This window comes from Frigoribacterium sp. Leaf8 (assembly GCF_001421165.1).
Taxonomy (GTDB): Bacteria; Actinomycetota; Actinomycetes; order Actinomycetales; family Microbacteriaceae; genus Frigoribacterium.
This window is the reverse complement of the sequence record NZ_LMKB01000005.1, coordinates 846,324-870,914: the sequence shown is the minus strand read 5'-3', so window position 1 is coordinate 870,914 and position 24,591 is coordinate 846,324. Positions and strand designations below refer to the sequence as shown.

Annotated in this window: 23 protein-coding genes; 13 read left to right on the top strand and 10 right to left on the bottom strand. The window is 71.1% G+C overall.

Features of this window, described 5'->3' with window-relative positions:
* Positions 1-76 precede the first annotated feature (76 nt).
* Complete coding sequence (locus ASL10_RS08750) at positions 77-820, bottom strand: hypothetical protein (RefSeq protein WP_056046425.1); 744 nt, start codon at positions 818-820, stop codon at positions 77-79.
* Positions 821-1,009: 189 nt separating this feature from the next.
* Here ASL10_RS08750 and ASL10_RS08745 point away from each other — a divergent pair, with 189 nt between their 5' ends.
* A complete protein-coding gene (locus ASL10_RS08745; RefSeq protein ID WP_157485342.1) occupies positions 1,010-2,218 on the top strand; it encodes a DUF6177 family protein in 1,209 nt (402 codons plus the stop codon).
* Positions 2,218-2,565: a hypothetical protein gene (locus ASL10_RS08740; RefSeq protein ID WP_056046421.1), complete on the top strand. Its 348-nt coding sequence runs from the start codon at positions 2,218-2,220 to the stop codon at positions 2,563-2,565. Before ASL10_RS08745 ends, ASL10_RS08740 begins: the two co-directional genes overlap by 1 nt.
* A gap of 101 nt (positions 2,566-2,666) precedes the next feature.
* Here the strand turns inward: ASL10_RS08740 and ASL10_RS08735 are convergent, their stop codons facing one another.
* The 5 genes from ASL10_RS08735 to ASL10_RS08715 all read right to left on the bottom strand — a co-directional run bounded on the left by ASL10_RS08735 (position 2,667) and on the right by ASL10_RS08715 (position 7,526).
* On the bottom strand, positions 2,667-3,422 hold the full coding sequence (locus ASL10_RS08735; protein ID WP_056046419.1) for a succinate dehydrogenase iron-sulfur subunit: 756 nt from the start codon (positions 3,420-3,422) through the stop codon (positions 2,667-2,669).
* A 1-nt stretch (position 3,423) separates the two neighbouring features.
* Entirely contained in the window at positions 3,424-5,232 is a 1,809-nt protein-coding gene (sdhA, locus tag ASL10_RS08730; RefSeq protein ID WP_056046417.1) for a succinate dehydrogenase flavoprotein subunit, read from the bottom strand.
* 58 nt (positions 5,233-5,290) lie between these two features.
* Positions 5,291-5,740 carry a succinate dehydrogenase, hydrophobic membrane anchor protein gene (sdhD, locus tag ASL10_RS08725; protein WP_056046415.1) on the bottom strand — a complete coding sequence of 150 codons (450 nt, stop codon included), beginning with the start codon at positions 5,738-5,740 and terminating at the stop codon, positions 5,291-5,293.
* Between the two features lie 4 nt (positions 5,741-5,744).
* The gene (gene sdhC, locus ASL10_RS08720; RefSeq protein WP_082460414.1) at positions 5,745-6,197 is read right to left on the bottom strand and encodes a succinate dehydrogenase, cytochrome b556 subunit; all 453 of its coding nucleotides are present in this window, start codon (positions 6,195-6,197) and stop codon (positions 5,745-5,747) included.
* 186 nt (positions 6,198-6,383) lie between these two features.
* The gene (locus ASL10_RS08715) at positions 6,384-7,526 is read right to left on the bottom strand and encodes a glycosyltransferase family 1 protein (protein WP_056046412.1); all 1,143 of its coding nucleotides are present in this window, start codon (positions 7,524-7,526) and stop codon (positions 6,384-6,386) included.
* A 96-nt stretch (positions 7,527-7,622) separates the two neighbouring features.
* On the opposite strand from ASL10_RS08715, the gene ASL10_RS08710 reads away from it, so the two are divergent.
* From ASL10_RS08710 to ASL10_RS08665, 10 genes are all read left to right on the top strand, one after another.
* Positions 7,623-8,741, top strand: a complete 1,119-nt coding sequence (locus tag ASL10_RS08710) for a mannose-1-phosphate guanylyltransferase (RefSeq protein WP_056046410.1) — start codon at positions 7,623-7,625, stop codon at positions 8,739-8,741.
* A gap of 167 nt (positions 8,742-8,908) precedes the next feature.
* Positions 8,909-9,994 (top strand): BMP family protein, encoded by a 1,086-nt coding sequence (locus tag ASL10_RS08705; protein WP_056047703.1) that lies wholly within the window; start codon positions 8,909-8,911, stop codon positions 9,992-9,994.
* Between the two features lie 157 nt (positions 9,995-10,151).
* Complete coding sequence (locus tag ASL10_RS08700) at positions 10,152-11,672, top strand: ABC transporter ATP-binding protein (protein WP_056046408.1); 1,521 nt, start codon at positions 10,152-10,154, stop codon at positions 11,670-11,672.
* Positions 11,669-12,943, top strand: coding sequence for an ABC transporter permease (locus ASL10_RS08695; RefSeq protein WP_056046406.1), 1,275 nt, complete (start codon positions 11,669-11,671; stop codon positions 12,941-12,943). The genes ASL10_RS08700 and ASL10_RS08695 overlap by 4 nt, the downstream gene beginning before the upstream one ends.
* Entirely contained in the window at positions 12,940-14,229 is a 1,290-nt protein-coding gene (locus ASL10_RS08690) for an ABC transporter permease (RefSeq protein ID WP_056046404.1), read from the top strand. Before ASL10_RS08695 ends, ASL10_RS08690 begins: the two co-directional genes overlap by 4 nt.
* Positions 14,226-14,663, top strand: coding sequence for a cytidine deaminase (locus ASL10_RS08685; RefSeq protein WP_162234605.1), 438 nt, complete (start codon positions 14,226-14,228; stop codon positions 14,661-14,663). Before ASL10_RS08690 ends, ASL10_RS08685 begins: the two co-directional genes overlap by 4 nt.
* Positions 14,664-14,746: 83 nt before the next feature.
* Positions 14,747-16,042 carry a thymidine phosphorylase gene (locus ASL10_RS08680; RefSeq protein WP_056046402.1) on the top strand — a complete coding sequence of 432 codons (1,296 nt, stop codon included), beginning with the start codon at positions 14,747-14,749 and terminating at the stop codon, positions 16,040-16,042.
* A 132-nt stretch (positions 16,043-16,174) separates the two neighbouring features.
* Positions 16,175-17,296, top strand: a complete 1,122-nt coding sequence (locus ASL10_RS08675) for an adenosine deaminase (protein WP_056046400.1) — start codon at positions 16,175-16,177, stop codon at positions 17,294-17,296.
* A gap of 2 nt (positions 17,297-17,298) precedes the next feature.
* On the top strand, positions 17,299-17,745 hold the full coding sequence (locus ASL10_RS08670; RefSeq protein ID WP_056046397.1) for a PTS sugar transporter subunit IIA: 447 nt from the start codon (positions 17,299-17,301) through the stop codon (positions 17,743-17,745).
* Positions 17,746-17,776: 31 nt separating this feature from the next.
* Positions 17,777-18,049, top strand: coding sequence for a PTS sugar transporter subunit IIB (locus tag ASL10_RS08665; RefSeq protein ID WP_056046395.1), 273 nt, complete (start codon positions 17,777-17,779; stop codon positions 18,047-18,049).
* Positions 18,050-18,163: 114 nt separating this feature from the next.
* Here ASL10_RS08665 and ASL10_RS08660 read toward each other — a convergent pair whose 3' ends face one another.
* The 4 genes from ASL10_RS08660 to ASL10_RS08645 form a co-directional block, all read right to left on the bottom strand.
* The gene (locus tag ASL10_RS08660; protein ID WP_200922602.1) at positions 18,164-19,867 is read right to left on the bottom strand and encodes a phospho-sugar mutase; all 1,704 of its coding nucleotides are present in this window, start codon (positions 19,865-19,867) and stop codon (positions 18,164-18,166) included.
* Positions 19,868-19,875: 8 nt separating this feature from the next.
* Positions 19,876-20,709, bottom strand: a complete 834-nt coding sequence (locus tag ASL10_RS08655) for a purine-nucleoside phosphorylase (RefSeq protein WP_056046393.1) — start codon at positions 20,707-20,709, stop codon at positions 19,876-19,878.
* Positions 20,710-20,770: 61 nt separating this feature from the next.
* Positions 20,771-22,528: a biotin carboxylase N-terminal domain-containing protein gene (locus tag ASL10_RS08650; RefSeq protein WP_056046390.1), complete on the bottom strand. Its 1,758-nt coding sequence runs from the start codon at positions 22,526-22,528 to the stop codon at positions 20,771-20,773.
* A 79-nt stretch (positions 22,529-22,607) separates the two neighbouring features.
* Positions 22,608-23,297 (bottom strand): nucleoside triphosphate pyrophosphatase, encoded by a 690-nt coding sequence (locus ASL10_RS08645; RefSeq protein ID WP_056046388.1) that lies wholly within the window; start codon positions 23,295-23,297, stop codon positions 22,608-22,610.
* A gap of 26 nt (positions 23,298-23,323) precedes the next feature.
* Here ASL10_RS08645 and ASL10_RS08640 point away from each other — a divergent pair, with 26 nt between their 5' ends.
* Positions 23,324-24,565, top strand: a complete 1,242-nt coding sequence (locus ASL10_RS08640) for a class I SAM-dependent RNA methyltransferase (RefSeq protein ID WP_056046386.1) — start codon at positions 23,324-23,326, stop codon at positions 24,563-24,565.
* The last annotated feature ends 26 nt before the right edge of the window (positions 24,566-24,591 follow it).

Below are 24,591 nucleotides of genomic sequence, written 5' to 3'. Positions count from 1 at the left end.
GGCCGTCGGGCCTCGGGGCGTTCCGGCCTCAGGACGGTCGGGCCTCAGAACGGTCCGGCCTCAAGACCGTCCGGCTTCAGCGTGCCCCGGTCTCAGCGCGTCGTTCGTCGAGGTGGTCGGCCAGTTCGCCCCAGGCCACGACCACGTCGCGCAGCGCACCGGCCGTGCTCTCGTCGAGCACCGAGACGAGGCCGCGAGGATCGTCGACGAGGACGAGTGCGCTCGACCTCGACAGCACCGCGTACGACGACGACCGGTCGCCGACGGGTGCGTTCGTGCCCCGCAGTTCGAGGTGCAGGCGACCCGACGACCGCGTGAGACGTGCCCGCACCGGATCGCCGTCCGAGGCGAAGAACTCGGCCAGCGCCTCTCGGTCGTCCGAGAGGACGTCACGCTCCCACCCGTTCTCGGCGAGCCGCGAGTCGGCACCGGCCACCGACTGCCAGAGGACGACCGACCTCTCGGTCGGGGATGCTCCCGCACGCAGGCCGAAGCGCGCCTCCAGGTTGTCCGCGACGGCGGCGGACACCGCCGCGCGGTCGACCGACGGCGGCGGATCGAGCCGGTCCACCACGACCGCGACGACGGCGTCCAGTTCGCGAGGCCAGGTCGACACCCGCGTCTCGTCGAGCAAGCGGTCGTGGTCGCCCGAGAGCAGGACCTTCTCGACGAGCTCGTCGAGGCGCGCGAGAGCCCGACCGAACTCCCGGTCGGCGGTGGGTCGGAGGGGCGGCCTCGTCCGGACGGCTGCCGCGAACGCTCGTCGGCGTTCCCGCTGGTCGAGGGGGCGTTCGCCGTTGCGGTACGGGCGTCGTCTCACGAGATCGCTCGCGGAGCGGGCCTACAGGGCCGTCGGTCGAGACGTCGGACGTCGTTCATGGCAGGCCTCTCGAGGGTCGTTGGCGATGACGGGGACCCAGCCTAGGCCGCGCGGGCCGTCTCGGGCCGGGCTGGTCCGAGTCCGCCGTGCATCCGGTCACGGCCCTCCGCCACGGAGCAGAATCGACGGGTGGGCACCCCAATCCGACACCCGTTGGTCGACGCGATCTCGTCGCGCGCCGTCCGGGTCGACAGCAGGGCCCGCGTCGTCCGACTCAGTCGTCCGCTCGCGGACCTCCTCGGTCGACCCCCGACGAGTCGACGTGTCGTGCTCGTCACCAGCGAACGGTCGCGCCTCACCGTCGGCCTCCGGGCCGCCCTGGTCGCCGCCGGGGGCGTCTGGGCCGTGCACGACGACCAGGACCGTCTCCGGGACGGCCTCACGGGCCTGCCCTACGCCGACGTCGACGCCGCGGCCACCGAGCCCGACGCCTCGGTGCCCGCCGCGCCGTCCGCCGGGTGGCTGCCCCTCATCGCCGACGCCGTCGACACCACCTGCCAGCTCAGCGTCGACCTCACGGTGCTCCACAGGGCGTCCCACGACACGAGCCTGGGAGGTGCGGTCGAGACCCTGGGAGCGGCGGTCTCGGGCACCGTCCCGACCCGATGGGGGGCGACCGAGCCCCTGGGCCACGGCTGGGACCGCTGGGTCCTCACCCAACACGCCCGTCACCAGGCTCCCGAGACCGTCCGGGTCGTCGTCGAGGGGCCGCACCTGTCGGCGACGATCACCGCACGGGTCACCGACCACGGCATCGAGGAGACCACGGCGTTGACGGTCGACGTGACCGAGGGGACGCTCGACGAGGCCATCGCCCGGCTGACCGACGCTCTCGGCCACATCGCCGAGTCGTCCCTGCCGACCTTCGCCCTCGTCATCGCCCGCGAGGGCGAGTCCGATCGGTGCGTCCGGGCCGTGACCTACCCCCCGCCGAACCCGGTCGCCCTCTTGATCGGCGCACCGTCCGTGCGTCGGCTCGGCCTCGAACGCTCCGCCCTCGACGCCGGACGTCCGGTCGTCGTGGTCGGCCGACCGCGCCTGCCCGCCTACGTCGTGCCGCTGGGTGACGAGGCCACGTCGGGCTGGAACGCCCTGCACCGCACGCTGGAGGCGGTCGGCCCCGAGAGGCTCGCCCAGCTCGTCGCCAGCCCTCTGCTCCAGGCGTGGGAGGAAGACCTGCACGAACTGGACCTGCTGCACGAGAGCACGGCCGAGGCCGAGGCCGAGGCCATCACCGAGGCCGATGCCGGGACGGGCAGCCGGTCCGGCGGCCAGACCGACGGCATCGAGTCCCAGGCCGGAACCGAGCGTCCGCGTCCGGCCGAGGACGAGAGCTGATGCCCCGCGACATCACCATCCTGAGTCCGCACGTCTACGACCAGCTCGACCTCGCGACGGCGGCCCACGCGGTCGACGGTTCGCTCGGCGTGCGCGAGATCGACGGCGGCGACGCCCTCCAGGTGTTCGGGGCGGGTGGGGTTCCGCTGCTCACCGTCTACCAGGCGGCCGAACTGACCGAGGCGGACGAGGTCCACCGTCTGCTGCCCGACCCGCCCTCGGTGCCCCTACCGGTGTTCTGGATCGACGCCGTCGCCCCGATGGGCGACGAAGGCGAGACCGGGGTGTCGGTCGCGCTACGACTCGCCCTCGGCCTCGAGGCCGCCTGCATCGTCGAGGACGACTGACCAGGTCGTCGACGTGCGTCCATGCGCCGCCGCGACCCGTCGTACGAGAGAGGGCCCGACCACATGGTGGTCGGGCCCTCTCTCGTGGAGGTGGCTCGGTGTCAGGCCCGTCCGCGCAAGACGGCCTGCTTGACCTCGGCGATGGCCTGCGTCACCTGGATGCCGCGCGGGCAGGCCTCGGTGCAGTTGAAGGTGGTGCGGCAGCGCCACACGCCTTCTTTGTCGTTCAGGATGTCGAGGCGCACCTGCGCACCCTCGTCGCGCGAGTCGAAGATGAAGCGGTGCGCGTTGACGATGGCGGCCGGACCGAAGTACTGGCCGTCGGTCCAGAACACCGGGCAGCTCGACGTGCAGGCGGCGCAGAGGATGCACTTGGTCGTGTCGTCGAAGCGCTCACGCTGGGTGGCGCTCTGCAGGCGCTCCTTCTCGGGCTTGGACGAGGCCATGAGGAACGGCTGGATCTCGCGGTACGACTGGAAGAAGGGCTCCATGTCGACGACGAGGTCCTTCTCGAGGGGAAGCCCCTTGATGGCTTCGACGTAGATCGGCTGCGAGATGTCGAGGTCCTTGATCAGCGTCTTGCAGGCCAACCGGTTGCGACCGTTGATGCGCATCGCGTCGGAGCCGCAGACGCCGTGGGCGCACGAACGACGGAAGGTCAGCGAACCGTCCTGCTCCCACTTGATCTGGTGCAGGGCGTCGAGCACCCGGTCCGTCGGCAGCACCTGGACGTCGAAGTCCTGCCAGCGGGGCTCGTCGTCGACCTCGGGGTCGAACCGGCGGATGATCAGGGTCGCCGTGAACGTGGGGACGGCGTCGGCGCCCTGGGGCTTGTTCTCGAGGACAGCGGTGCTCATGTCAGTACTTCCGTTCCATCGGCTGGTAGTTCGTGATCACGACGGGTTTGGTGTCGAGGCGGATGTGGTCGCCGGCCAGGGACGAGTGGGCGTCGCCCGTCAGGTACGCCATCGTGTGGACGAGCCAGTTCTCGTCGTCGCGCGTGGGGTAGTCCTCGCGGAAGTGCCCCCCGCGGCTCTCCTGACGCGAACGAGCCGAGTAGACGACGACCTCGGCGAGGTCGAGCAGGAAGCCCAGCTCGATGGCCTCGAGCAGGTCGGTGTTGAAGCGCTTGCCCTTGTCCTGCACCGAGATGTTCTTGAACCGGTCGCGGAGGTCGGCGATCACGTGGGTGACCTCGTCGAGGGTCTCTTCGGTACGGAACACCTGGGCGTTGCGGTCCATGCTGTCTTGCAGCTCCTTGCGCAGCGTCGCGATGCGCTCGGTGCCCGTGGCGTTGCGGACGTCCTCGACGAGACCGCGCACGAAGCCGGCCGGATCGTCGGGCAGCGGCACGAAGGGTGCGTCCTTCACGTACTCGACGGCGTTGTTGCCGGCGCGCTTGCCGAAGACGTTGATGTCGAGCAGCGAGTTCGTGCCGAGGCGGTTCGAGCCGTGCACGCTGACGCAGGCGCACTCGCCGGCGGCGTAGAGGCCCGGCACGACCGTCGTGTTGTCGCGGAGCACCTCGGCCTTGACGTTCGTCGGGATGCCACCCATGGCGTAGTGGGCGGTCGGCAGCACGGGGACGGGCTCGGTGTAGGGCTCGACGCCGAGGTAGGTGCGGGCGAACTCCGTGATGTCCGGCAGCTTGGCGTCGATCACGGCCGGGTCGAGGTGGGTGATGTCGAGGTAGACGTAGTCCTTGTGCGGTCCGGCCCCACGGCCCTCGCGGATCTCGGTCGCCATGCAGCGCGCGACGATGTCGCGGGGCGCCAGGTCCTTGATGGTGGGGGCGTATCGCTCCATGAAGCGCTCGCCCTCGCTGTTGCGCAGGATCGCGCCCTCACCGCGGGCGGCCTCGCTCAGCAGGATGCCGAGCCCGGCGAGGCCGGTCGGGTGGAACTGGAAGAACTCCATGTCCTCGAGCGGCAGGCCCTTGCGCCAGATGATGCCCACGCCGTCGCCGGTCAGGGTGTGCGCGTTGGACGTCGTCTTGTAGATCTTGCCGAAGCCGCCGGTGGCGAAGATGACGGCCTTGCCCTGGAACACGTGCAGGTCGCCGGTCGAGAGCTCGTAGGCGATCACGCCGGCCGGGCGCTCTTCTCCGTCGATCTCTCCCATGATGAGGTCGAGGACGTAGAACTCGTTGAAGAAGTTGATGCCGTGCTTGACGCAGTTCTGGTAGAGCGTCTGGAGGATCATGTGACCGGTGCGGTCGGCCGCGTAGCAGGCTCGCCGGACGGGGTTCTTGCCGTGCTCGGCCGTGTGGCCGCCGAAGCGACGCTGGTCGATCTTGCCCTCGGGGGTGCGGTTGAACGGCAGCCCCATGTTCTCGAGGTCGAGGACGGCGTCGATCGCCTCCTTGGCGAGGATCTCGGCGGCGTCCTGGTCGACGAGGTAGTCGCCGCCCTTGACGGTGTCGAACGTGTGCCACTCCCAGTTGTCGTCCTCGACGTTGGCGAGGGCCGCGGCCATGCCGCCCTGGGCCGCACCGGTGTGCGAACGGGTCGGGTACAGCTTCGAGATCACCGCGGTGCTGGCGTTCGGGCCGGCCTCGATGGCCGCCCTCATGCCCGCACCCCCGGCCCCGACGATGACGATGTCGTGCTGGTGGTAGTGGACGCCGTCGACGACGGTGCTGGCGGGGGCGGGGGAGGGTGTGGTCACGGTTCTTTCCGGTGGGGGACGTGCGGCCGGTGGCCGGAGTGGACGGTGGGCCGGGTGGCTAGCCGGCGGTGCAGAACGACGGCAGCAGGTCGGCCGGGGCGTTCGCGGGGCACGGGTCGAACGTGTAGATCACGAGCGTGCCGAGGACGAGCAGGACGACGGTCGAGGTGACGAGCGTGACGAGCAGGACCTTGCGCACCGTCGGCTTCGAGACGTAGTCGTTGACGATCGTCCGCATGCCGTTCGTGCCGTGGATCAGCGCGAGCCAGAGGAGGAGGGTGTCGTAGACCTGCCAGAACGGGCTGGCCCACTTGCCGGCCACGAAGGCGAAGTCGATGGCCTTGACGCCGCCCTCGCTCGCGAGCAGGTTGATGAACAGGTGGCCGAACACGAGCACGACGAGCAGCAGGCCGCTGGCGCGCATGTAGATCCAGCCCCACTTCTCGTAGTTGGTGGAGCGCTGGGCCGCACGGGCCGAGCGCGGGGCTTCGACGGTCTGGGTGGTCATGGCTCTACTCCGAGAAGACGTTCATCAGGTGGCGCGGGGCGAAACCGGCGAACAGGACCACGGCGAGGCCGATGACGACCCAGAACATGACGCGCTGGTACTTGGTGCCGGGGCCCCAGAAGTCGATGAGGATGATCCGCAGGCCGTTCAGGGCGTGGAACAGGATCGCGGCGACGAGGCCGGTCTCGCCGAGCCCCATGATCGGGTTCTTGTAGGTGCCGATCACCGCGTTGTAGGCCTCGGGGCTGATCCGCACCAGGGCGGTGTCGAGGATGTGCACCAGCAGGAAGAAGTAGATGCTCACGCCGGTGATGCGGTGGAGGACCCACGACCACATGCCCTCACGGCCCCGGTAGAGGGTGCCGGCGATCTTCCCGGGCGCCTTGGGCGCACTGATCTTCGGTGCACCCGGTCTGCCTGCCGGTGATGCGACCGTTCGCGTCGACTGCTCGGCCATGAGCACTTCTCCTCGCGGATGGGGCGGACGACGCTCTCGCTCGATCGGTACGAGGGACAGCCGTGTCCGCTGGTGGCGTTCTCAGAACCTGTCCAGTCTATGTTCCCGCCGAGTGCGGACGCGGCCCCGCCCCTCCGAAGTCGTTCGACGTCGAGACAAGACGGACCCGTCGGCCCGGCCCCGCGATCAGCGGACGGAGGCGCGCTCAGCCCCGTCGCGGACGCTCGCCATCGCCCGTCGGTAGTGCTCGACGAGCTCGTCGCCGAGCGTCTCCCACGTGCGTCCGACGACCGCCCGCCTGCCGGCCTCGCCGAAGCGGGCCCGCAGCTCGTCCGACGCGACCAGGGTGCGGACGCTCCGGCGGAGCGAGTGGTCGTGGCGGGGCTCGAAGAGGAACCCGTCGACCCCGTGCCGCACCAGGTCGAGGGGCCCGCCCGCGGCCGGGGCCACGACCGGCAGTCCGCTGGCGTGGGCCTCCTGGACGGTCTGACCGAAGGTCTCGGTCGAGCCGGTGTGCACGAACACGTCGAGCGCCGCATAGGCGTCCGCGAGGTGCTCACCGTGCAGAGGGCCGGTGAACACCGGGTCGAGCTGTCGCAGGCGGCGGCGGAGGGCGGGCAGTGAGGGGCCGCCCCCGACGACCACGAGGCGGGCCTCCCGCAGGGGGCGCAGGGCGGCCAGCCGCTCGACCTGTTTCTCGGGGGCCAGCCGGCCCACGTAGCCGACGAGCACCTGATCGGGTGCGCCCCAGGACTCCCGCAGGGCGCGCACCGCGTCGCCCGACTTGCGGTTCGGGTGGAACAGGGCCGAGTCGACTCCACGCCCCCAGGTCGCGAGCCGGCCCACGCCGGCCGTCTCGAGGTCCCGCAAGGAGGCGCGCGAGGGGACCAGCGTCGTCGTGGCCTGGTCGTGGATCCGGCGCACGAGCCGCCAGGCGACGGCCGAGCCGAGCCCGAGGCCGTTCGTCCCCGCGTACCGGGCGACGTCGGTCTGGAAGACGGCGACCGAGGGCACGCCCAGGCGTGCCGCCGCGGCGATGGCCTGGGCGCCGAGCAGGAACGGCGAGGCGACGTGCACGACGTCGGGTCGGAACCCGGCGATGGCGGCCGCGACCTGCGGGTTCGGCAGACCGACCGGGAACTGGCGGTAGGCCACGGACGGCACCCGGTGGACGGGGAAGCCGGCGTAGCTCGTGGTCCCGCGGCCCGCCGGGGCGATGACCATGGCCTCGTGTCCGCGTCGGGCCAGGTGGTCGAGCACGCGCAGCACGCTCGTGGTGACCCCGTTGACGGTGGGTAGGAAGCTCTCGGTCACGATCACGACTCGCATCGGTCCTCCTCGGACTGCTCGTGCTGCGAGCCTCGACGGCGACGGTGGCGCGAGGGGATCGGAGGCATGGAGGAGGGGCGTCGATAAGGTGAACTCATGACGATCCAGGAAAGCCTCGACCGGTTCTACAGCATCATCCCGGCGGGTGGCATCGGGTCCCGTCTCTGGCCGCTCAGCCGCGCCGACGCGCCCAAGTTCCTGCACGACCTCACCGGCAGCGGGTCGACCCTGCTGCGCGGCACCTGGGACCGCCTCGCCCCGCTCAACGGCGACCAACGCATCATGGTCGTCACCGGGCGGGCACACCGAGCAGCGGTCGAGTCGCAGCTGCCCGGCCTCGCCGACCACAACGTCGTCCTCGAGAGCGAGCCGAAGGACAGCACCGCGGCCATCGGCCTCGCCGCCGCCGTCCTCCGTCGTCGTGAGCCGGACGTCATCATCGGCTCGTTCGCCGCCGACCACGTCATCGCCGACACCCGCGGTTTCGGTCGGGCCGTCCGCGAGGCCATCGTCGCCGCCGACGAGGGCTACATCGCCACGATCGGCATCACCCCCACCGAACCCGCGATCGGGTTCGGCTACATCCATGTCGGCGCACCGCTCGACATCGAGGGCGCACCGAGCGCCCGCACGGTCGAGTCGTTCGTCGAGAAGCCCGACCTCGAGACGGCCGAGCGCTACGTCTCCGGCGGCGACTACCTCTGGAACGGCGGCATGTTCATCTCGCGGGCCGACCGGTTGCTCGAGCAGCTGGGCGAGACCCGTCCCGACCTGCTCGAGGGCATCGAAGAGCTCGCGGCGGCGTGGGACACCCCGAAGCGCGGCACCGTCGTCGACAAGGTGTGGCCCGGCCTCGAGAAGATCGCCATCGACTACACCGTGGCCGAACCCGCCGCCGCGGCGGGCCGGCTGGCCGTCGTGCCCGGCGACTTCGACTGGGACGACGTCGGCGACTTCGCCTCCATCGCCAAGCTGCACGCCGGCGGTCGCAAGAGCGACCTGGCCATCCTCGGCGAGAACGCCCGCGTGCTCGCCGACAGCTCGAGCGGCATCGTCGTCGGCAACAGCGGCCGGCTGATCTCGCTGATCGGCGTCAACGACATCATCGTGGTCGACACCCCCGACGCCCTGCTCGTCACGACGACGGCGAACGCCCAACGCGTCAAGGGCGTCGTGGACGCCCTCAAGCTGAGCGGTCGCAGCGACGTCCTCTGACCCGCTCCGGGCCCGTGGACGTTTCGTGCTCGTTACGTCGTGGTCGCGACTGTGTAACGCCTCGGCATCACTACCACCCGTCGGTCGGAGGCGCTCGTCACAGTAGGTAACCTGTCAGCCATACCCACCCGGCGCGCCTCGTGCCGGGCTGCACCCTGGAGGACAACTTGACTACAACTGCGCGCAAGGCCGTGCTCAGCGGCCTCGCCCTGGCGAGCACCGCCGTCATCCTGGCCGGCTGTGCCTCGGCCCCCGAGAGCGGCTCTGGCTCGACCAGCGGCGCCTCGAGCGACTTCGTCCCTTGCATGGTCTCCGACGCCGGCGGCTTCGACGACAAGTCGTTCAACCAGCTCGGCTACGAGGGCCTGACCGAGGCCGCGAAGACCATCGGGTCCACGCCCAAGACGGTCGAGTCCGCCGACGAGACGGTCTACGACGCCAACCTGTCGAACCTCGCCGACCAGGGCTGCAACCTGATCGTCACGGTCGGCTTCGCGCTCGCCGACGCCACCAAGTCGGCGGCCGAGGCGAACTCGGGCATCAACTACGCCACCATCGACGACTCGTCGATCACGGCCGACAACGTGCAGCCGATCACCTTCAACACGTCCGAGGCCGCGTTCCTCGCGGGCTACGCGGCGGCGAGCTACTCGAAGACCGGCGTCGTCGGCACCTTCGGCGGCATGCAGTTCCCGACCGTCACCATCTTCATGGACGGCTTCGCCGACGGCGTGAAGTACTACAACGAGCAGAAGAGCAAGGACGTCAAGGTCGTCGGCTGGGACGTTGACGCCCAGAACGGCACCTTCACCGGTGGCTTCGAGGCCGGCACCACGGCCAAGCAGAGCGCCCAGACCCTGATCGACCAGAACGCCGACGTCATCCTGCCGGTCGGTGGCCCGATCTACCAGAGCGCCGCCGAGGCGATCCGCGACTCCGGCAAGGACGTCGTCCTGGTCGGTGCCGACAGCGACACCTACGAGACCGACAGTGCCAACAAGGACCTCTTCCTCACCTCGGTGCTCAAGGGCATCAAGCAGGCGACCGACGCGGTCGTCACGCAGGCCAGCGAGGACAAGTTCTCGAGCACGCCCTACGTGGGCACGCTCGAGAACGACGGCGTCGGCATCGCCCCGTTCCACGACTACGCCGACAAGGTCGACTCCGGTCTGCAGGACGAGCTCGACACCATCAAGGCCGGCATCATCGACGGCTCCATCGAGGTCGAGTCCCCGTCGGCGCTCACCAGCTGACGAAAGCACCTCCCGTCATCGATTAGCATCGACTGACCCAGGGCCGGGAGCGACGGTCACCCCGTCGCTCCCGGCCCTCTCAACGCCTGTGGGCGGGCCGCCGACCCGGTGCCGCCCGTCCCCACCCGAATGCCTAGACCCGAGGTAGCCACCTGAGATGAAGCTCGAACTGCGGGGCATCACCAAGCGATTCGGCGCGCTGACCGCCAACGACCACATCAGCCTGACCGTCGAGCCCGGCGAGATCCACTGCCTGCTCGGCGAGAACGGTGCCGGCAAGTCCACGCTGATGAACGTGCTCTACGGGCTCTACCAGGCCGACGAGGGCGAGATCCTGCTCGACGACGCCGTCCAGCACTTCTCGGGTCCGGGCGACGCCATGGGCGCCGGAATCGGCATGGTCCACCAGCACTTCATGCTGGTGCCCGTCTTCACCGTCGCCGAGAACGTCATGCTCGGCCACGAAGAGACCAGGTCCGGCGGCCGGCTCGACCTCGCCGCGGCACGCGCCAAGGTGCGAGAGATCAGCAGCCGGTTCGGCTTCGACATCGACCCCGACGCCCTCGTCGAGGAGCTGCCCGTCGGTGTGCAGCAACGCGTCGAGATCATCAAGGCCCTGTCCCGTGACGCCAAGGTGCTCGTGTTCGACGAGCCCACCGCCGTGCTCACGCCGCAGGAGACCGACGAGCTCATGGTGATCATGCGTCAGCTGCGCGACGCCGGCACCGCCATCGTCTTCATCACCCACAAGCTGCGCGAGGTGCGCGAGGTCGCCACCCGCATCACCGTCATCCGACTCGGCACGGTCGTCGGCGAGGCCGAACCGACCGCCTCGAACGCCGAGCTCGCCTCGCTCATGGTCGGTCGCGCCGTCGAGCTCACCGTCCAGAAGGCCCCCGCCGAAGCCGGCGAGCCCGCCCTGGTGGTCGAGAACCTCCGGGTGGTCGACCCCATCGGACAGGTCGTCGTGGACGACGTCTCGTTCGAGGTCCGCCGGGGCGAGATCCTCGCCATCGCCGGCGTCCAGGGCAACGGCCAGACCGAACTCACCGAGGCCATCCTCGGCCTCCAGCCCCGGGTCGAAGGGCGGGTCTCCCTGGACGGGCGCGACATCACGGGCCGCAGCGTGCGCCAGGTCCTCGACGCGGGCGTCGGTTTCGTCCCCGAGGACCGCAACCAGGACGGCCTCGTCGGCGAGTTCACCGTGGCCGAGAACCTCATGCTCGACCGCTCGCAGTCCGGTCCCTTCGTGAAACGCGGCTCGCTCAAGCTCGCCGAGCTCGCGGCGTTCGCCGTGGCCAAGGTGAAGGAGTTCGACATCCGCACCCAGGGCATCACGACGCCTGCCGGCCGCCTCTCGGGCGGCAACCAGCAGAAGGTCGTTCTGGCGCGCGAGCTCAGCCGCGACCTGCGGCTCTTCGTGGCCGCCCAGCCCACCCGCGGCATCGACGTCGGGTCGATCGAGTTCGTGCACAAGCGCATCGTCGAGACCCGCGACCAGGGCGTGCCCGTCATCGTCGTCTCGACCGAGCTCGACGAGGTCGCCGCCCTGGCCGACCGCATCGCCGTGATGTACCGCGGCACCATCGTCGGCATCGTGCCGGCGGACACCCCTCGCGACGTGCTGGGGCTCATGATGGCCGGCGAGATGCCGCAGGGAACGGAGCAGGCAGCGTGAGCGACGCCACGACCACCACGACGGGCCCGGGCACGCCACCCGCCCCGTCGTCACCGGAGTCGACCGAGGGACGCGGCTCGCGCCTCCTGAGAGAGATCACGACCGGCAACGCCGCCATCTCGGTACTCGCCGTCGTGTTGGCACTCGTCGTCTCGGGCCTCCTCATCGGGTTCACCGACACCACGGTGCAGGGCACGCTGGGCTACTTCTTCTCGCGCCCGGCCGACTTCTTCCAGGCGTTCTGGACCGCGGTCGGCGGGTCGTACTCGTCGCTCTTCCAGGGCGCGATCTACAACTTCCGGGTCGACGGCTTCGCGGCGGGCATCCGTCCGCTGACCGAGACGCTGAACTACGCCGTGCCCCTCATCGCCGCGGGCCTCGGCGTCGCGGTCGCGTTCCGCGTGGGCCTGTTCAACATCGGTGCCCGCGGGCAGATGCTGATGGCCTCGGCCGCCGCCGGCTGGGTGGGCTTCTCCTTCCACCTGCCGCTCGCCGTGCACCTTCCCCTCGCCCTCGCCGCCGGCATCGCCGCGGGTGCCCTGTGGGGCGGCATCGTGGGCCTGCTCAAGGCCCGCACCGGCGCCCACGAGGTGATCCTCACGATCATGCTCAACTACATCGCCTTCTACCTGTTGGCCTTCATGTTGCGGACGCAGGGCCTGCTGCAGGCTCCGGGCAGCGCGAACCCCAAGTCGCCCGCCACGCTCGACACGGCGATCCTGCCCGACCTGTTCGGCGCCCGGTACAACCTCAACTGGGGCTTCGTGCTGGTCATCGTCATCACCGCCGTCGTCTGGTGGCTGATCAACCGGTCGACGCTCGGCTTCCGGTTCCGTGCCGTCGGCGAGAACCCGCACGCAGCCCGCACGGCCGGCATGAACGTCAAGAACATCTACCTCTACGCGATGCTCATCTCGGGTGCGCTCGCGGGCGTCGCCGGGTCGACCCAGGTGCTCGGCACGCTGACCAGCGGCTTCACCTCGGGCATCGACGCCGGCATCGGCTTCGACGCGATCACGGTCGCGCTGCTCGGTCGTTCGCGGCCGTGGGGAGTGTTCGGCGCCGGCGTCCTCTTCGGCGCGCTCAAGGCCGGCGGGTACTCGATGCAGGCCGCCAACGGCGTACCGATCGACATCGTGCTCGTCGTGCAGTCCCTCATCGTGTTGTTCGTGGCCGCGCCCCCGCTGGTCCGAGCGATCTTCCGTCTGCCGGCCCCGGGCCTCCGCCCGGTGCGCAAGGCCTCGAACAAGGAGGCGGTGGTCACCAAGTGAGCACGCTCACCCCCGACACCGCGGTCCCCGCCGCGCCGTCGCCCGACCTGGCGCGGGCCTCCTCCCGCAGCCTCAAGGCCCCGATCGCGTTCGCGATCTTCACGGTCGTGGCCGCCGTGCTGTTCCTCGGCCTCGCCCGGGACGGCGAGAGCACCTTCCGCCTGTCGACGACGACGGACTTCTTCGCCCTGCCCGACGCGGTCCTGCCGGCGGCCGGCACCGGCATCGTGCTGACGGTGCTCCTGGCCGTCATCACGGTGGTCGCGGTGCTGCGCGCCGTCCGCTTCGAGAAGGTGCCGATCTGGCTGATCGCCGTGTTCGGCGTCCTCTTCCTGCTCGGCTTCCTCACGTGGGCGAGCGCCGGTCAGACCATCCCGGTGCCCGGTCTGCTGCTCGGCGCCCTCGCACTCAGCACCCCGCTGATCTTCGGTGCCCTCGGCGGTGTCATCAGCGAGCGGGTCGGTGTCGTCAACGTCGCGATCGAGGGGCAGTTGCTCGCCGGAGCCTTCGTCTCGGCCATGGTCGCCTCGGCGACCGGGTCGGCCTACGTCGGCCTGGTCGGGGCGATGATCGCGGGCGTGCTCGTGTCGATGGTCCTGGCGGTCTTCAGCATCCGCTACATCGTCGACCAGGTCATCGTCGGCGTCGTGCTCAACGTGCTCGTCACGGGCCTCACCAGCTTCCTGTACTCGCAGGTGCTGTCGAAGTCCGAGTCGCTGAACCGCGGCGTGCGGTTCCCGCAGCTCGACATCCCGGTCCTCAGCCAGATCCCGATCGTCGGGCCGGTCTTCTTCCGTCAGACGATCATCGTCTACCTGATGTACATCGCGATCGCGGTCGTCTTCTACGGTCTCTTCCGCACGCGGTGGGGGTTGCGCCTCCGTTCGGTGGGCGAGCACCCGCAGGCGGCCGACACCGTGGGCATCAAGGTCAACGCCACCCGGTTCTGGAACGTCTCCCTCGCGGGGGCGATCGCCGGCCTCGGCGGGGCGTACTTCACGCTCGGTTCGCTCGGCAACTTCCAGAAAGAGATGACGGCGGGCGCGGGCTTCATCGCCCTGGCCGCGGTCATCTTCGGTCGGTGGGACCCAATCCGGGCCACGCTCGCCGCGCTGTTGTTCGGCTTCGCGAGCAACCTGCAGAACGTGCTCGGCGCCATCGGTTCGCCGGTGCCCAGCGAGTTCATGCTCATGCTGCCGTACGTCGTGACGATCTTCGCGGTCGCCGGCCTGGTCGGGCAGTCCCGGGGCCCCGCGGCCTCGGGCAAGCCTTACATCAAGTCGTGACCGCCCGCAGCAGCGAGTCCGTGCTCGCCGAGACCGACTGGGACGCCCTCCGCGGGGCGGCTCGCGACGCCATGCGCAAGGCGTACGTCCCCTACTCGAACTTCCCCGTGGGGGCCGCGGCCGTCACGGACGACGGTCGGATCGTCTCGGGCTGCAACGTCGAGAACGCCTCGTACGGCATCACCCTCTGCGCCGAGTGCTCATTGGTGTCCGACCTCGTCATGTCGGGAGGGGGCCGTTTGGTCGCCTTCGCCTGCGTCGACGGCAACGGCGGGGTCCTGATGCCCTGCGGGCGGTGCCGTCAGCTGCTCTACGAACACTCCGACGAAGCCATGGTCCTCGACACCGTCTCGGGCTTCAAGACCATCGACGAGGTCATCCCCGACGCGTTCGGACCGCGGCAGCTCGAGGCGTACCGCGCCTCGCAGGGCTGACCCGCGCCTCCTCGTCCCTCCCGGTCGCGACCCCGTGGTCGCGCCCTCGCACCACCCATCGCACCACTGCTAGGAGCCCCGCCGTGACCCAGAACGCCGTCGAACCGTTCGACACCGTCGACCTCATCCGCGTCAAGCGGGGCGGCGACGCCCTCAGCACCGCGCAGATCGACTGGCTCATCGACGCGTACACGCGCGGGTACGTCGCGGACGAGCAGATGTCGGCGCTGACCATGGCGATCTTCCTCAACGGCATGGAGCGCCGAGAGATCCGAGACATGACGATGGCCATGATCCGGTCGGGCGAGACGATGGACTTCGCCGGGCTCGGCAAGACGACCGTGGACAAGCACTCCACCGGTGGCGTCGGTGACAAGATCACCCTGCCGCTGGCTCCGCTCGTCGCCTCGTTCGGCGTCGCCGTGCCCCAGCTCTCGGGCCGGGGCCTCGGCCACACCGGGGGAACACTCGACAAGCTCGAGTCGATCCCCGGCTGGCAGGCCTCGATCTCGAACGACCGCATGCGCGAGATCATGGCCGACAGCGGCGCCGTCGTCTGCGCCGCCGGGTCGGGCCTCGCCCCCGCCGACGGCAAGCTCTACGCGCTCCGTGACATCACGGGCACCGTCGAGGCCATCCCGCTGATCGCGTCGTCGATCATGAGCAAGAAGATCGCCGAGGGCACCGCCGCCCTCGTCCTCGACGTCAAGTTCGGGTCGGGCGCCTTCATCCAGGACATCGAGCGGTCGCGTGAGCTGGCCCGCACCATGGTCGACCTCGGCACCGACGCCGGCGTCGCGACCACCGCCCTGCTGACCGACATGAACGTGCCGCTCGGGTTGACCATCGGCAACGCCCTCGAGGTCCGTGAGTCGGTCGAGACCCTCGCCGGAGGCGGCCCCGCCGACATCCGCGAGCTCACGGTGGCACTCGCCCGCGAGATGCTGACCCTCGCGGGGAGACCCGACGCCGACGTCGAGGCCGCCCTCGACGACGGACGCGCCATGGACGCCTGGAAGCGCATGATCCGTGCCCAGGGCGGGGACCCCGACGCCGCGCTGCCGACCGCCCGCGAGACGCACGTCGTCACCGCCGGGCGCAGTGGTCACCTGACCGAGCAGCACGCGCTGCCCTTCGGCATCGGTGCCTGGCGCCTCGGTGCCGGTCGCGCCCGCAAGCAGGACCCCGTGCAGGCGGCCGCCGGCATCGAGCTGCACGCGAAGCCGGGCGACCGGGTCACCGAGGGCCAGCCCCTCTTCACCCTGCACACCGACGAACCCGAGCGGTTCGAGCGTGCCCTCGAGGCCGTCGACGGGGCGTGGACGATCGGCGACGAGGCTCCGGCGGCGCGCACGATCGTCGCCGAGCGCATCGGCTGACGACCCGCCCGAGCACGTCCCACCGGCACCGCGCCTCCGTCCAGGAGGCGCGGTGCCGGTTCTCGTGGAGAGCGCACCTCTCTCGTGGCGCGCGTCCAGAGTCGCCGCCCGGAGCGCTAGTAGATTGAGGGCATGAGCGCTCCCGACAAGGACTACCGGCTGCCGAACGGGGGCCCGCGCCTCGCGGCCCTGCCGAAGGTCTCGCTGCACGACCACCTCGACGGCGGACTCCGGCCCGAGACCATCGTCGACCTCGCGGTCGAGGCCGGCGTCGATCTCCCCGCGTCCGAACCCGAGGCGCTGCGCCGCTGGTTCGTCGAGAACGCCGACTCCGGCACCCTCGTCGACTACCTCGCGACCTTCGAGCTCACGGTCGCGGTCATGCAGACCCGCGAGCAGCTGACCCGGGTCGCGCACGAGTTCGTCCTCGACCTGGCCGCCGACGGCGTCGTCCACGCCGAGGTGCGCTGGGCCCCCGAGCAACACCAACGGCAGGGGCTCACCCTCGACCAGGCGGTGGAGGCCGTGCAGGCGGGCTTCGCGTCGGCCGTGCAGTCGCTGGCCGACGACGGGTACGAGATCTCGGTCGGGCAGATCCTGAGTGCGCTGCGCCAGGGCGAGCGATCGCTCGAGATCGCCCAGCTCGCCGTGCGCCATCGCGAGAACGGCGTGCTGGCCTTCGACATCGCCGGTCCCGAGGCGGGGTACCCGGCCGCCGACCACAGGGTCGCCTTCGACCTGTTGGCCCGCGAGTTCATGCCCGTCACGGTGCACGCGGGCGAGGCCGACGGTCTCGACAGCATCCGGGGTGCGCTGATCGACGGGCGGGCCCTCCGGCTCGGCCACGGGGTCCGCATCGCCGAAGACATCCGCGTCGTCGCGAGCAAGGGGTCGACCTCCACCGTCGAGATCGGGCCGATCGCGTCGTGGGTGCGCGACCGCGAGATCCCGCTCGAGTTGTCGCCGCAGTCGAACCTGCAGACCGGTGCCATCGCCGCCTGGGGAACGGACCTCGACGACCACCCCTTCGACCTGCTGTACCAGCTCGGCTACGGCGTGACGGTCAACACCGACAACCGCCTGATGAGCGACACGAGCCTCTGCAAAGAGCTCGCCCTGCTCAGCCAGGCCTTCGACTACGACCTCGACGACCACGAGACCTTCCAACTCAACGCCGCCGCGTCGTGCTTCCTGCCCCTCGAGGACCGCGAGGCGCTGGCCGACCGCATCACCGCCGGCTTCGAGGGGGCCTGACCATGGCACTCCCGCCGCTGCCGGACGAGGCCGTCGTCATCGGCGCCCAGGTCGTCGACTGGCGTGAGGCCGTCCGAGTGGCCGGTCGTGCCCTGGTCGACTCCGGTGCCGCCCGCGAGGGCTACGGCGACGAGATGGTCCGCATGATCGACGAACACGGCCCCTACGTGGTCATCGCCCCCGGTCTCGCCCTGGCCCACGCACGGCCCGGTGACGACGTCGTCCGCGACGGCCTGGCCGTCGTGACCCTGGCCGAGCCCGTTCCGTTCGGGCACCCGCACAACGACCCGGTCAGCGTGGTCCTCGGCCTCGCGATCGTCACCGTCGGCGGCCACCTCGAGTCGATCGCCGACCTGGCGAACGTCTTCAACGAGGCCTCCGTCATCCCCGCCCTCGCGGCCGCCTCCTCGGTCGACGAGGTGCGGCGGCTCATGGGCGTCCCCGCCTGATCGCCCTCCCACGGATCGAGACCTCCCCACAATGAAGATCGTCACCATCTGCGGCGCCGGCATCGGCAGCAGCGGAATCCTCAAGGTCAACGCCGAGCGGGTCCTGGCCAAGCTCGACATCGAGGCCGACGTGGTCGCAGCCGACATCGGCTCGATCGCGACGGTCGGTGACGATGCGCAGGTGATCCTCACGTCGGCCGAGTTCGTCGAGGCCATCGGCTCCACGTTCGCCGACGTCATCGTCATCCAGAACCACTTCGACCAGGCGGAGCTCACCGAGAAGCTGCAGAAGTCGCTCGGCTGACCGCGGCGTGCGGCACCGGGGCGAACCTCACCGGCCACGACGAGAGAGACCCCGGAGGCGCAGCTCGCGCCTCCGGGGTCTCTCTCGTCGTCCGGGCGGTCACCGCCCCGACCGTCAGGCCAGGAGGTCGCGCATGCCCGCGTCGAGATCGGCCACGGCCGCCTCGGCGGCGGCTCGACGGGCGACGGCGTCGCCCTCGGTGCTCGACGCGTCGATGTAGACCTTGAGCTTCGGCTCGGTGCCGCTCGGGCGGACGATGACGCGTGAGCCGTCGGTGAGCCAGTAGCGGAGGATGTCGCCCGCGGGGAAGGCTCCGAACCCGTCCCGGAAGTCGTCCACCCGGTCGACGCGGTGCGAGCCGATCGTCGACGGCGGGCGCCGGCGGAGACCGTCGGTGAGGTCCGTGATGGTGGCGAGGTCCTCGACCCGGATCGAGATCTGCGAGGAGGCGTAGGCGCCGAACCGCTCGTCGAAGGCGACGAGGTGCTCGGCCAGGCTCGACCCGGCCGTGTGCAGCTCCGTGGCGAGGGCGAGGAGGTCGACCGCGGCCGAGATCCCGTCCTTGTCGCGGACGACGTCGGGGTCGACGAGGTAGCCGAGTGCCTCTTCGTAGCCGTAGAGCAGCCCTCCGACGCGGGAGACCCACTTGAATCCCGTGAGCGTGTCGACGTAGTCGAGTCCGTGTACCCGGGCGATCTCGCGCAGGGCGGGCGACGAGACGATGCTCGCGGCCAGGGTGCCGTCGCGGTCGTCCCGTCGTGCCCGTTCTGCGGCGCGCCAGCCGAGCAGCGAGCCGACCTCGTTGCCGCTGAGTCGACGCCAGCCGCCGTCGACGGGGATCGCGACCGCGAGCCGGTCGGCGTCGGGATCGTTGGCGATGACCAGGTCGGCCTCGACGCGGCCGGCCGTGGCGTACGCGAGGTCCAGGGCGCCGGGCTCTTCCGGGTTGGGGAAGGCCACGGTCGGGAACGCCGGGTCGGGGGCGCTCTGCTCGCCGACCGGGATCGGCTCGGTGAAGCCGGCGGTCGCGAACACGCGGCGTGCGACCTCCCACCCGACGCCGTGCATCGCGGTGTAGACGACCCGTGGCTGACGACCGTTCGCCGCCGTGCCGGCCACCGCGGCGGTGCGACGGACGTACTCCATGACGAGGTCGTCACCGGCCTCGCGGTAGTCGTCGGAACGGGCCAGTCGCGTGACGGGGGACTGCGCGGCCTCCTCGATCTCGGCGGCGATCTCGCCGTCGACCGGGGACACGATCTGCGAGCCGGCGTCGACACCGCCGAGGTAGACCTTGTAGCCGTTGTCCTGCGCCGGGTTGTGGCTCGCGGTCACCATGACGCCTGCGCTGACGTCGAGGTGGCGCACGGCGAAGGCCAGCACCGGGGTCGGGAGGGCGCGGGGCAGGATCGTGGCCGCGACGCCCGCGGCGGCCATGATCTCGGCCGTGTCCCGCGCGAAGACGTCGGAGTTCTTGCGCCCGTCGTAGCCGATGACGATGGAGGGGCTCGACTCGCGGCCCCGCAGGAAGGCCGCGAAGCCGGCCGCGGCCTGCGCCACGAGCACGCGGTTCATGCGGTTCGGACCCGAGCCGAGGGCGCCGCGCAGGCCGGCCGTGCCGAACTGCAGGCGACCGGCGAAGCGGTCGGCGAGTTCGGACGAGGCGTCGGCGTCGTCGGAGCCGGCCCGGGTCAGCAGTCGGTCGAGCTCGTCGCGCGTCTCGTCGTCGGGGTCCTGGTCGCGCCAGGCGGTGGCCGACGCGATCAACCGCTCGAGGTCGGACGAGACCGGGGAGCCGTCGCTGCCGGACCCCGTCACGTCGCCGCTCACAGGGCCGCCACGATGCGGGCGAGCAGGTCGCTGATCTTGGCCTCGGCCTCGCGCCCGGCCTCGAGCACCTCGGCGTGGCTGAGCGGCGTCTTCTGGATGCCCGCGGCCAGGTTGGTGATCAGCGACATGCCGAGCACCTCCATGCCGGACTGGCGCGCGGCGATGGCCTCGAGGGCCGTCGACATGCCCACGATGTGCCCGCCGATGGCCTTGGCCATCTGCACCTCGGCCGGCGTCTCGTAGTGCGGGCCGCGGAACTGCGTGTAGACGCCCTCGTCGAGCTCGGGATCGATGCCGCGGGCGACGTCGCGGAGGCGCGTCGAGTAGAGGTCGGTCAGGTCGATGAACGTCGCGCCCTCGAGGGGCGAGTCCGCCGTGAGGTTGATGTGGTCGCTGATCAGCACCGGCGTGCCGGGCTTCCAGGTCTCCTTGATGCCCCCGGCACCGTTCGTCAGGATCATGGTCGTCGCGCCCGTGGCGGCGGCCGTGCGCACGCCGTGCACGACCCGACGCACGCCGTGGCCCTCGTAGTAGTGGGTGCGGGCGCCCATGACGAGGGCCTGCTTGCCCGAGGGCAGTGCGATGCTGCGGATCGAGCTCGTGTGGCCGACGACGGCCGACGCGGCGAAGCCGGTGATCTCGGTCGCGGGGACCTCGGCGACGGTCTCACCGATCAGGTCGGCGGCCTTGGCCCAACCGCTGCCCAGCGTCAGGGCGATGTCGTGTCGGGCGACGCCGGTCTTCTCGGCGATCTCGGCGGCGGCGGTGCGGGCGACCTCGAAGGGGTCGGCGGCGCGGTCGTCGAGCGGGTGCGTGGTGGTCTCAGACATGGCGTCCACTCTAGGGTCTGCCGACGCGCGTCCCCGGTCGCCGCCGGGCCCGGCGCGGGGGTCAGTCGATGCTGAGCAGGACGTGACCCGACGAGACCGTCTCGCCGACGACGGCCGCGATGCCCGAGACGGTGCCGTCGCGGTGGGCGGCGACGGGCTGCTCCATCTTCATGGCCTCGAGGACGAGCACCAGGTCGCCCTTGACGACCTGCTGACCGGCCTCGACCGCGAGCTTGACGACGGTGGCCTGCATCGGAGCCTTGACCTCGGCACCGGTCGCGGTGACGACCGACGACCGGGGCGCGCCCCGGCGCTTGGGCGCGACCGCAGGAGGCGCGGTGCGCGACCCGAGGCCCGCCGGCAGCGAGACCTCGAGGCGCTTTCCGCCCACCTCGACCACGACGGTGTCGCGTTCGTCGGCCGGCCGGGGGGCCTCGGCCTCGCCGCTCCACGCGGGGATGGTGTTGTCGAACTCGGTCTCGATCCAGCGGGTGTAGATGGAGAACGCTGCACCGTCGGCCGGCGCGAAGGCGGGGTCGTCGACGATGGCACGGTGGAACGGCAGCACGGTCGGCAGGCCGGCGACCTCGAACTCGGCCAGGGCGCGACGGGAACGCTCGAGGGCGTCCTCGCGCGAAGAACCCGTGACGATCAGCTTGGCGAGAAGCGAGTCGAACGACCCGCTGATCTCGTCGCCGGCCTGGACGCCGCTGTCGACGCGGACGCCGGGACCGCCCGGGGCCTTGAAGACGTGGATCGGACCGGGGGCGGGCATGAAGCCCCGACCGGCGTCCTCGCCGTTGATGCGGAACTCGAACGAGTGGCCGCGGGCCTCGGGGTCGTCGTAGTCGAGCACGCCGCCCTCGGCGAGGCGGAACTGTTCGCGGACGAGGTCGATGCCGGTGACCTCTTCGGACACGGGGTGTTCGACCTGGAGGCGCGTGTTGACCTCGAGGAACGAGACGGTGCCGTCCTTGCCGATCAGGAACTCGCAGGTGCCGGCACCGACGTAGCCGACCTCGCGGAGGATGGCCTTCGACGACTCGTACAGCTTCGTGGTCTGCTCGTCGGTGAGGAACGGTGCGGGGGCCTCTTCGACGAGCTTCTGGTGACGGCGCTGCAGCGAGCAGTCGCGGGTCGACACGACGACGACGTTCCCGTGTGCGTCGGCCAGGCACTGGGTCTCGACGTGGCGGGGCTGGTCGAGGTACTTCTCGACGAAGCACTCGCCGCGTCCGAAGGCCGCGACGGCCTCGCGGGTGGCCGAGTCGAACAGCTCGGGGACCTCTTCGCGGGTGCGGGCGACCTTGAGACCGCGTCCGCCGCCGCCGAAGGCCGCCTTGATCGCGACGGGGAGGCCGTGCTGGTCGACGAACTCGAGCACCTCGTCGGCGCCCGAGACGGGGTTGAGGGTGCCGGGGGCGAGCGGGGCGCCGACGCGCTCGGCGATGTGCCGGGCCGAGACCTTGTCGCCCAGCTGCTCGATGGCCTCGGGCGACGGGCCGATCCAGACCAGGCCCGCGGCCTGGACGGCCCGGGCGAAGTCCGCGTTCTCGGCGAGGAAGCCGTAGCCGGGGTGCACGGCGTCGGCACCCGAGCGACGGGCGATCGAGAGGATCTTGTCGATGACCAGGTAGGTCTCGGCGCTCGTCGTCCCGCCCAGGGCGTAGGCCTCGTCGGCGAGGCGGGCGTGTTGGGCGTCGCGGTCCTGGTCGGCGTAGACCGCCACCGAGCCGATTCCGGCGTCACGCGCGGCCCGGATCACGCGGACGGCGATCTCTCCACGATTGGCGATGAGGACCTTGCTGATACGCGGCATAGTTCCCCACCCTATTGCGCCCTCCCCGTCCGCCTTTGGCTGACGTGCACAAAAAGGACGAGGAGGCGCGAGGCAGAACCTACAAGGAGCCGGCGGTCGGCGAGGTCCACAGCTCGTGCCACGGCACGCCGAAGCCCCGGACGAGCGACCGCAGCACGGGCACCGAGAGTCCGACGACGGCGCTCGGGGTGCCCTCGATGTGCGTGATGAACGCGGATGCCCGACCGTCGATCGTGAAGGCCCCCGCGACCTCGAGCGGCTCGCCCGTCTCGACGTAGGCCGCGAGCTCGCGCGGGTCGAGGTCGTCGGCGAAGGTGAGGGACGCGCTCCCGACCCGGCCCGCGCCTCCTGAGGGGGTCTCGGCGGTGACGCGCGGAGCGCCACCGCGGTGGTCGACCAGCCAGTGACCCGACCAGAGGGTGCCGTGGCCGATCTCGGCCATGCGGCGCCACCGGTCGAGCGCCAGGGCGGGCTCGTGGGGTTTGCCGTGCACCTCGCCGTCGAACTCGAAGGCGCTGTCGCCCCCGAGGACCAACCCGTCGAGGGGGCGGCCGTCGACGACCGTGTCGAGCACGGCCTCGGCCTTGAGCCTGGCGAGGTGCTGCACCGTCTCGGCCGCCGTGAGCGCTCGGCCGAGCCGTGTCGACTCGACCGCGACCGCGGCTTCTTCGTCGACACCGGGACTGATCAGCACCGGCTCGACGCCGGCGGCGCGCAGCAGGGCGAGACGGGCGGGGGAGGTGCTGGCCAGGTAGAGCGGGACGGTCATGCCGCCCAGCCTGTCAGACTCGACGCATGGGAGACATGCTGGGCCGCGAGGTCGAACTGGACGTGACGGGCATCGCACACGGGGGCATCTCGGTGGCCAGACTCGACGGGCGGGTCGTGTTCGTGACCGACACCCTGCCCGGCGAGAAGGTCGTGGCGCGCATCACCGACGACCGCAAGAAGGCGTTCTGGCGGGCCGACACGGTGCGCGTCCTCGAGGCGAGCGAGCACCGTCGACCCCACGTGTGGGGCGCGGCCGCCCTCGAGGTCGATCCGACCGACCGTGCCGGCGGCGCCGAGTTCGGGCACGTCGAGCTCGGCCACCAGCGCGAGCTGAAGCGACGCGTGGTGGTCGACGCGCTGACCCGCATGGGCGGGATCGCCGACGCCGACGGCCGCGTCTCGGTCGAGGCCCTGCCCGGCGACGACGAGCGCGGCGGCACCGGGTGGCGCACGCGCCTGCGCCTGCACCTCGACGCCGAGGGGCGTCCCGGTCAGTACGCGGCTCGGTCGCACCGGGTCGTGCACGTGCCCGACCTGCCGCTCGCGTCGCCGGAGGTCGCCGAGGTGGCGCCGCTGGGTGACGCCTTCCCCGGCGAGGAACACGTCGACGTCGTCGCCCCGAGCGGCGGAGGCGCGCGTCTGATCATCGGGCGGCAGGCCCGCTCGACCATCACCGAGGTCGTCGGCGACCGCGAGTTCCGGCTCGACGACGGCGGCTTCTGGCAGGTGCACCGCGAGGCAGCGGCCACGCTCACCGCCGCCGTGCAGACCATGATCGACCCCGAGCGCTTCGACCCGAAGGGCGCCAACCTCGACCTGTACGGCGGGGTCGGACTCCTCGCCGCCGCCGTGGGGGACCGCTTCGGTGCGGGGACGCGCATCACGAGCGTCGAGAGCGACGAGCGGGCCACCGAGCACGCGTCCGAGAACCTGGCCGAGTGGATCGGCGCGTCGGCCGTGACGGGACGCGTCGAGCGCTGGTTGCGCCAGACCGCGTCGCAGGCGAGCGACGCCGAGCGCGAGCGCCTCGCCGCCGCGACGGTCGTGCTCGACCCGCCCCGCTCGGGCGCCGGGCGCGACGTGGTGTCCGAGATCGCGGCCCTCCGCCCGGCCCAGGTCGTCTACGTCGCGTGCGACCCGGTCGCCCTCGCCCGGGACGTGGCCCTCTTCGCCGAGCGGGGCTACGCGCTCGACGCCCTGCAGGCGTACGACCTCTTCCCGAACACGCACCACGTCGAGACGGTGGTGCGCCTGCTGCCGGCCTGAGCCGCCGTCCGGTTACGATGTACCCC

Coding starts and splice junctions, on each gene's coding strand:
- ASL10_RS08740 (WP_056046421.1), top strand. CDS start 2,218: ATGCCCCGCGACATCACCATCCTGAGTCCGCACGTCTACGACCAGCTC.
- ASL10_RS08735 (WP_056046419.1), bottom strand. CDS start 3,422: ATGAGCACCGCTGTCCTCGAGAACAAGCCCCAGGGCGCCGACGCCGTC.
- sdhD (WP_056046415.1), bottom strand. CDS start 5,740: ATGACCACCCAGACCGTCGAAGCCCCGCGCTCGGCCCGTGCGGCCCAG.
- sdhC (WP_082460414.1), bottom strand. CDS start 6,197: ATGGCCGAGCAGTCGACGCGAACGGTCGCATCACCGGCAGGCAGACCG.
- ASL10_RS08715 (WP_056046412.1), bottom strand. CDS start 7,526: ATGCGAGTCGTGATCGTGACCGAGAGCTTCCTACCCACCGTCAACGGG.
- ASL10_RS08710 (WP_056046410.1), top strand. CDS start 7,623: ATGACGATCCAGGAAAGCCTCGACCGGTTCTACAGCATCATCCCGGCG.
- ASL10_RS08700 (WP_056046408.1), top strand. CDS start 10,152: ATGAAGCTCGAACTGCGGGGCATCACCAAGCGATTCGGCGCGCTGACC.
- ASL10_RS08675 (WP_056046400.1), top strand. CDS start 16,175: ATGAGCGCTCCCGACAAGGACTACCGGCTGCCGAACGGGGGCCCGCGC.
- ASL10_RS08670 (WP_056046397.1), top strand. CDS start 17,299: ATGGCACTCCCGCCGCTGCCGGACGAGGCCGTCGTCATCGGCGCCCAG.
- ASL10_RS08665 (WP_056046395.1), top strand. CDS start 17,777: ATGAAGATCGTCACCATCTGCGGCGCCGGCATCGGCAGCAGCGGAATC.
- ASL10_RS08655 (WP_056046393.1), bottom strand. CDS start 20,709: ATGTCTGAGACCACCACGCACCCGCTCGACGACCGCGCCGCCGACCCC.
- ASL10_RS08650 (WP_056046390.1), bottom strand. CDS start 22,528: ATGCCGCGTATCAGCAAGGTCCTCATCGCCAATCGTGGAGAGATCGCC.
- ASL10_RS08645 (WP_056046388.1), bottom strand. CDS start 23,297: ATGACCGTCCCGCTCTACCTGGCCAGCACCTCCCCCGCCCGTCTCGCC.
- ASL10_RS08640 (WP_056046386.1), top strand. CDS start 23,324: ATGGGAGACATGCTGGGCCGCGAGGTCGAACTGGACGTGACGGGCATC.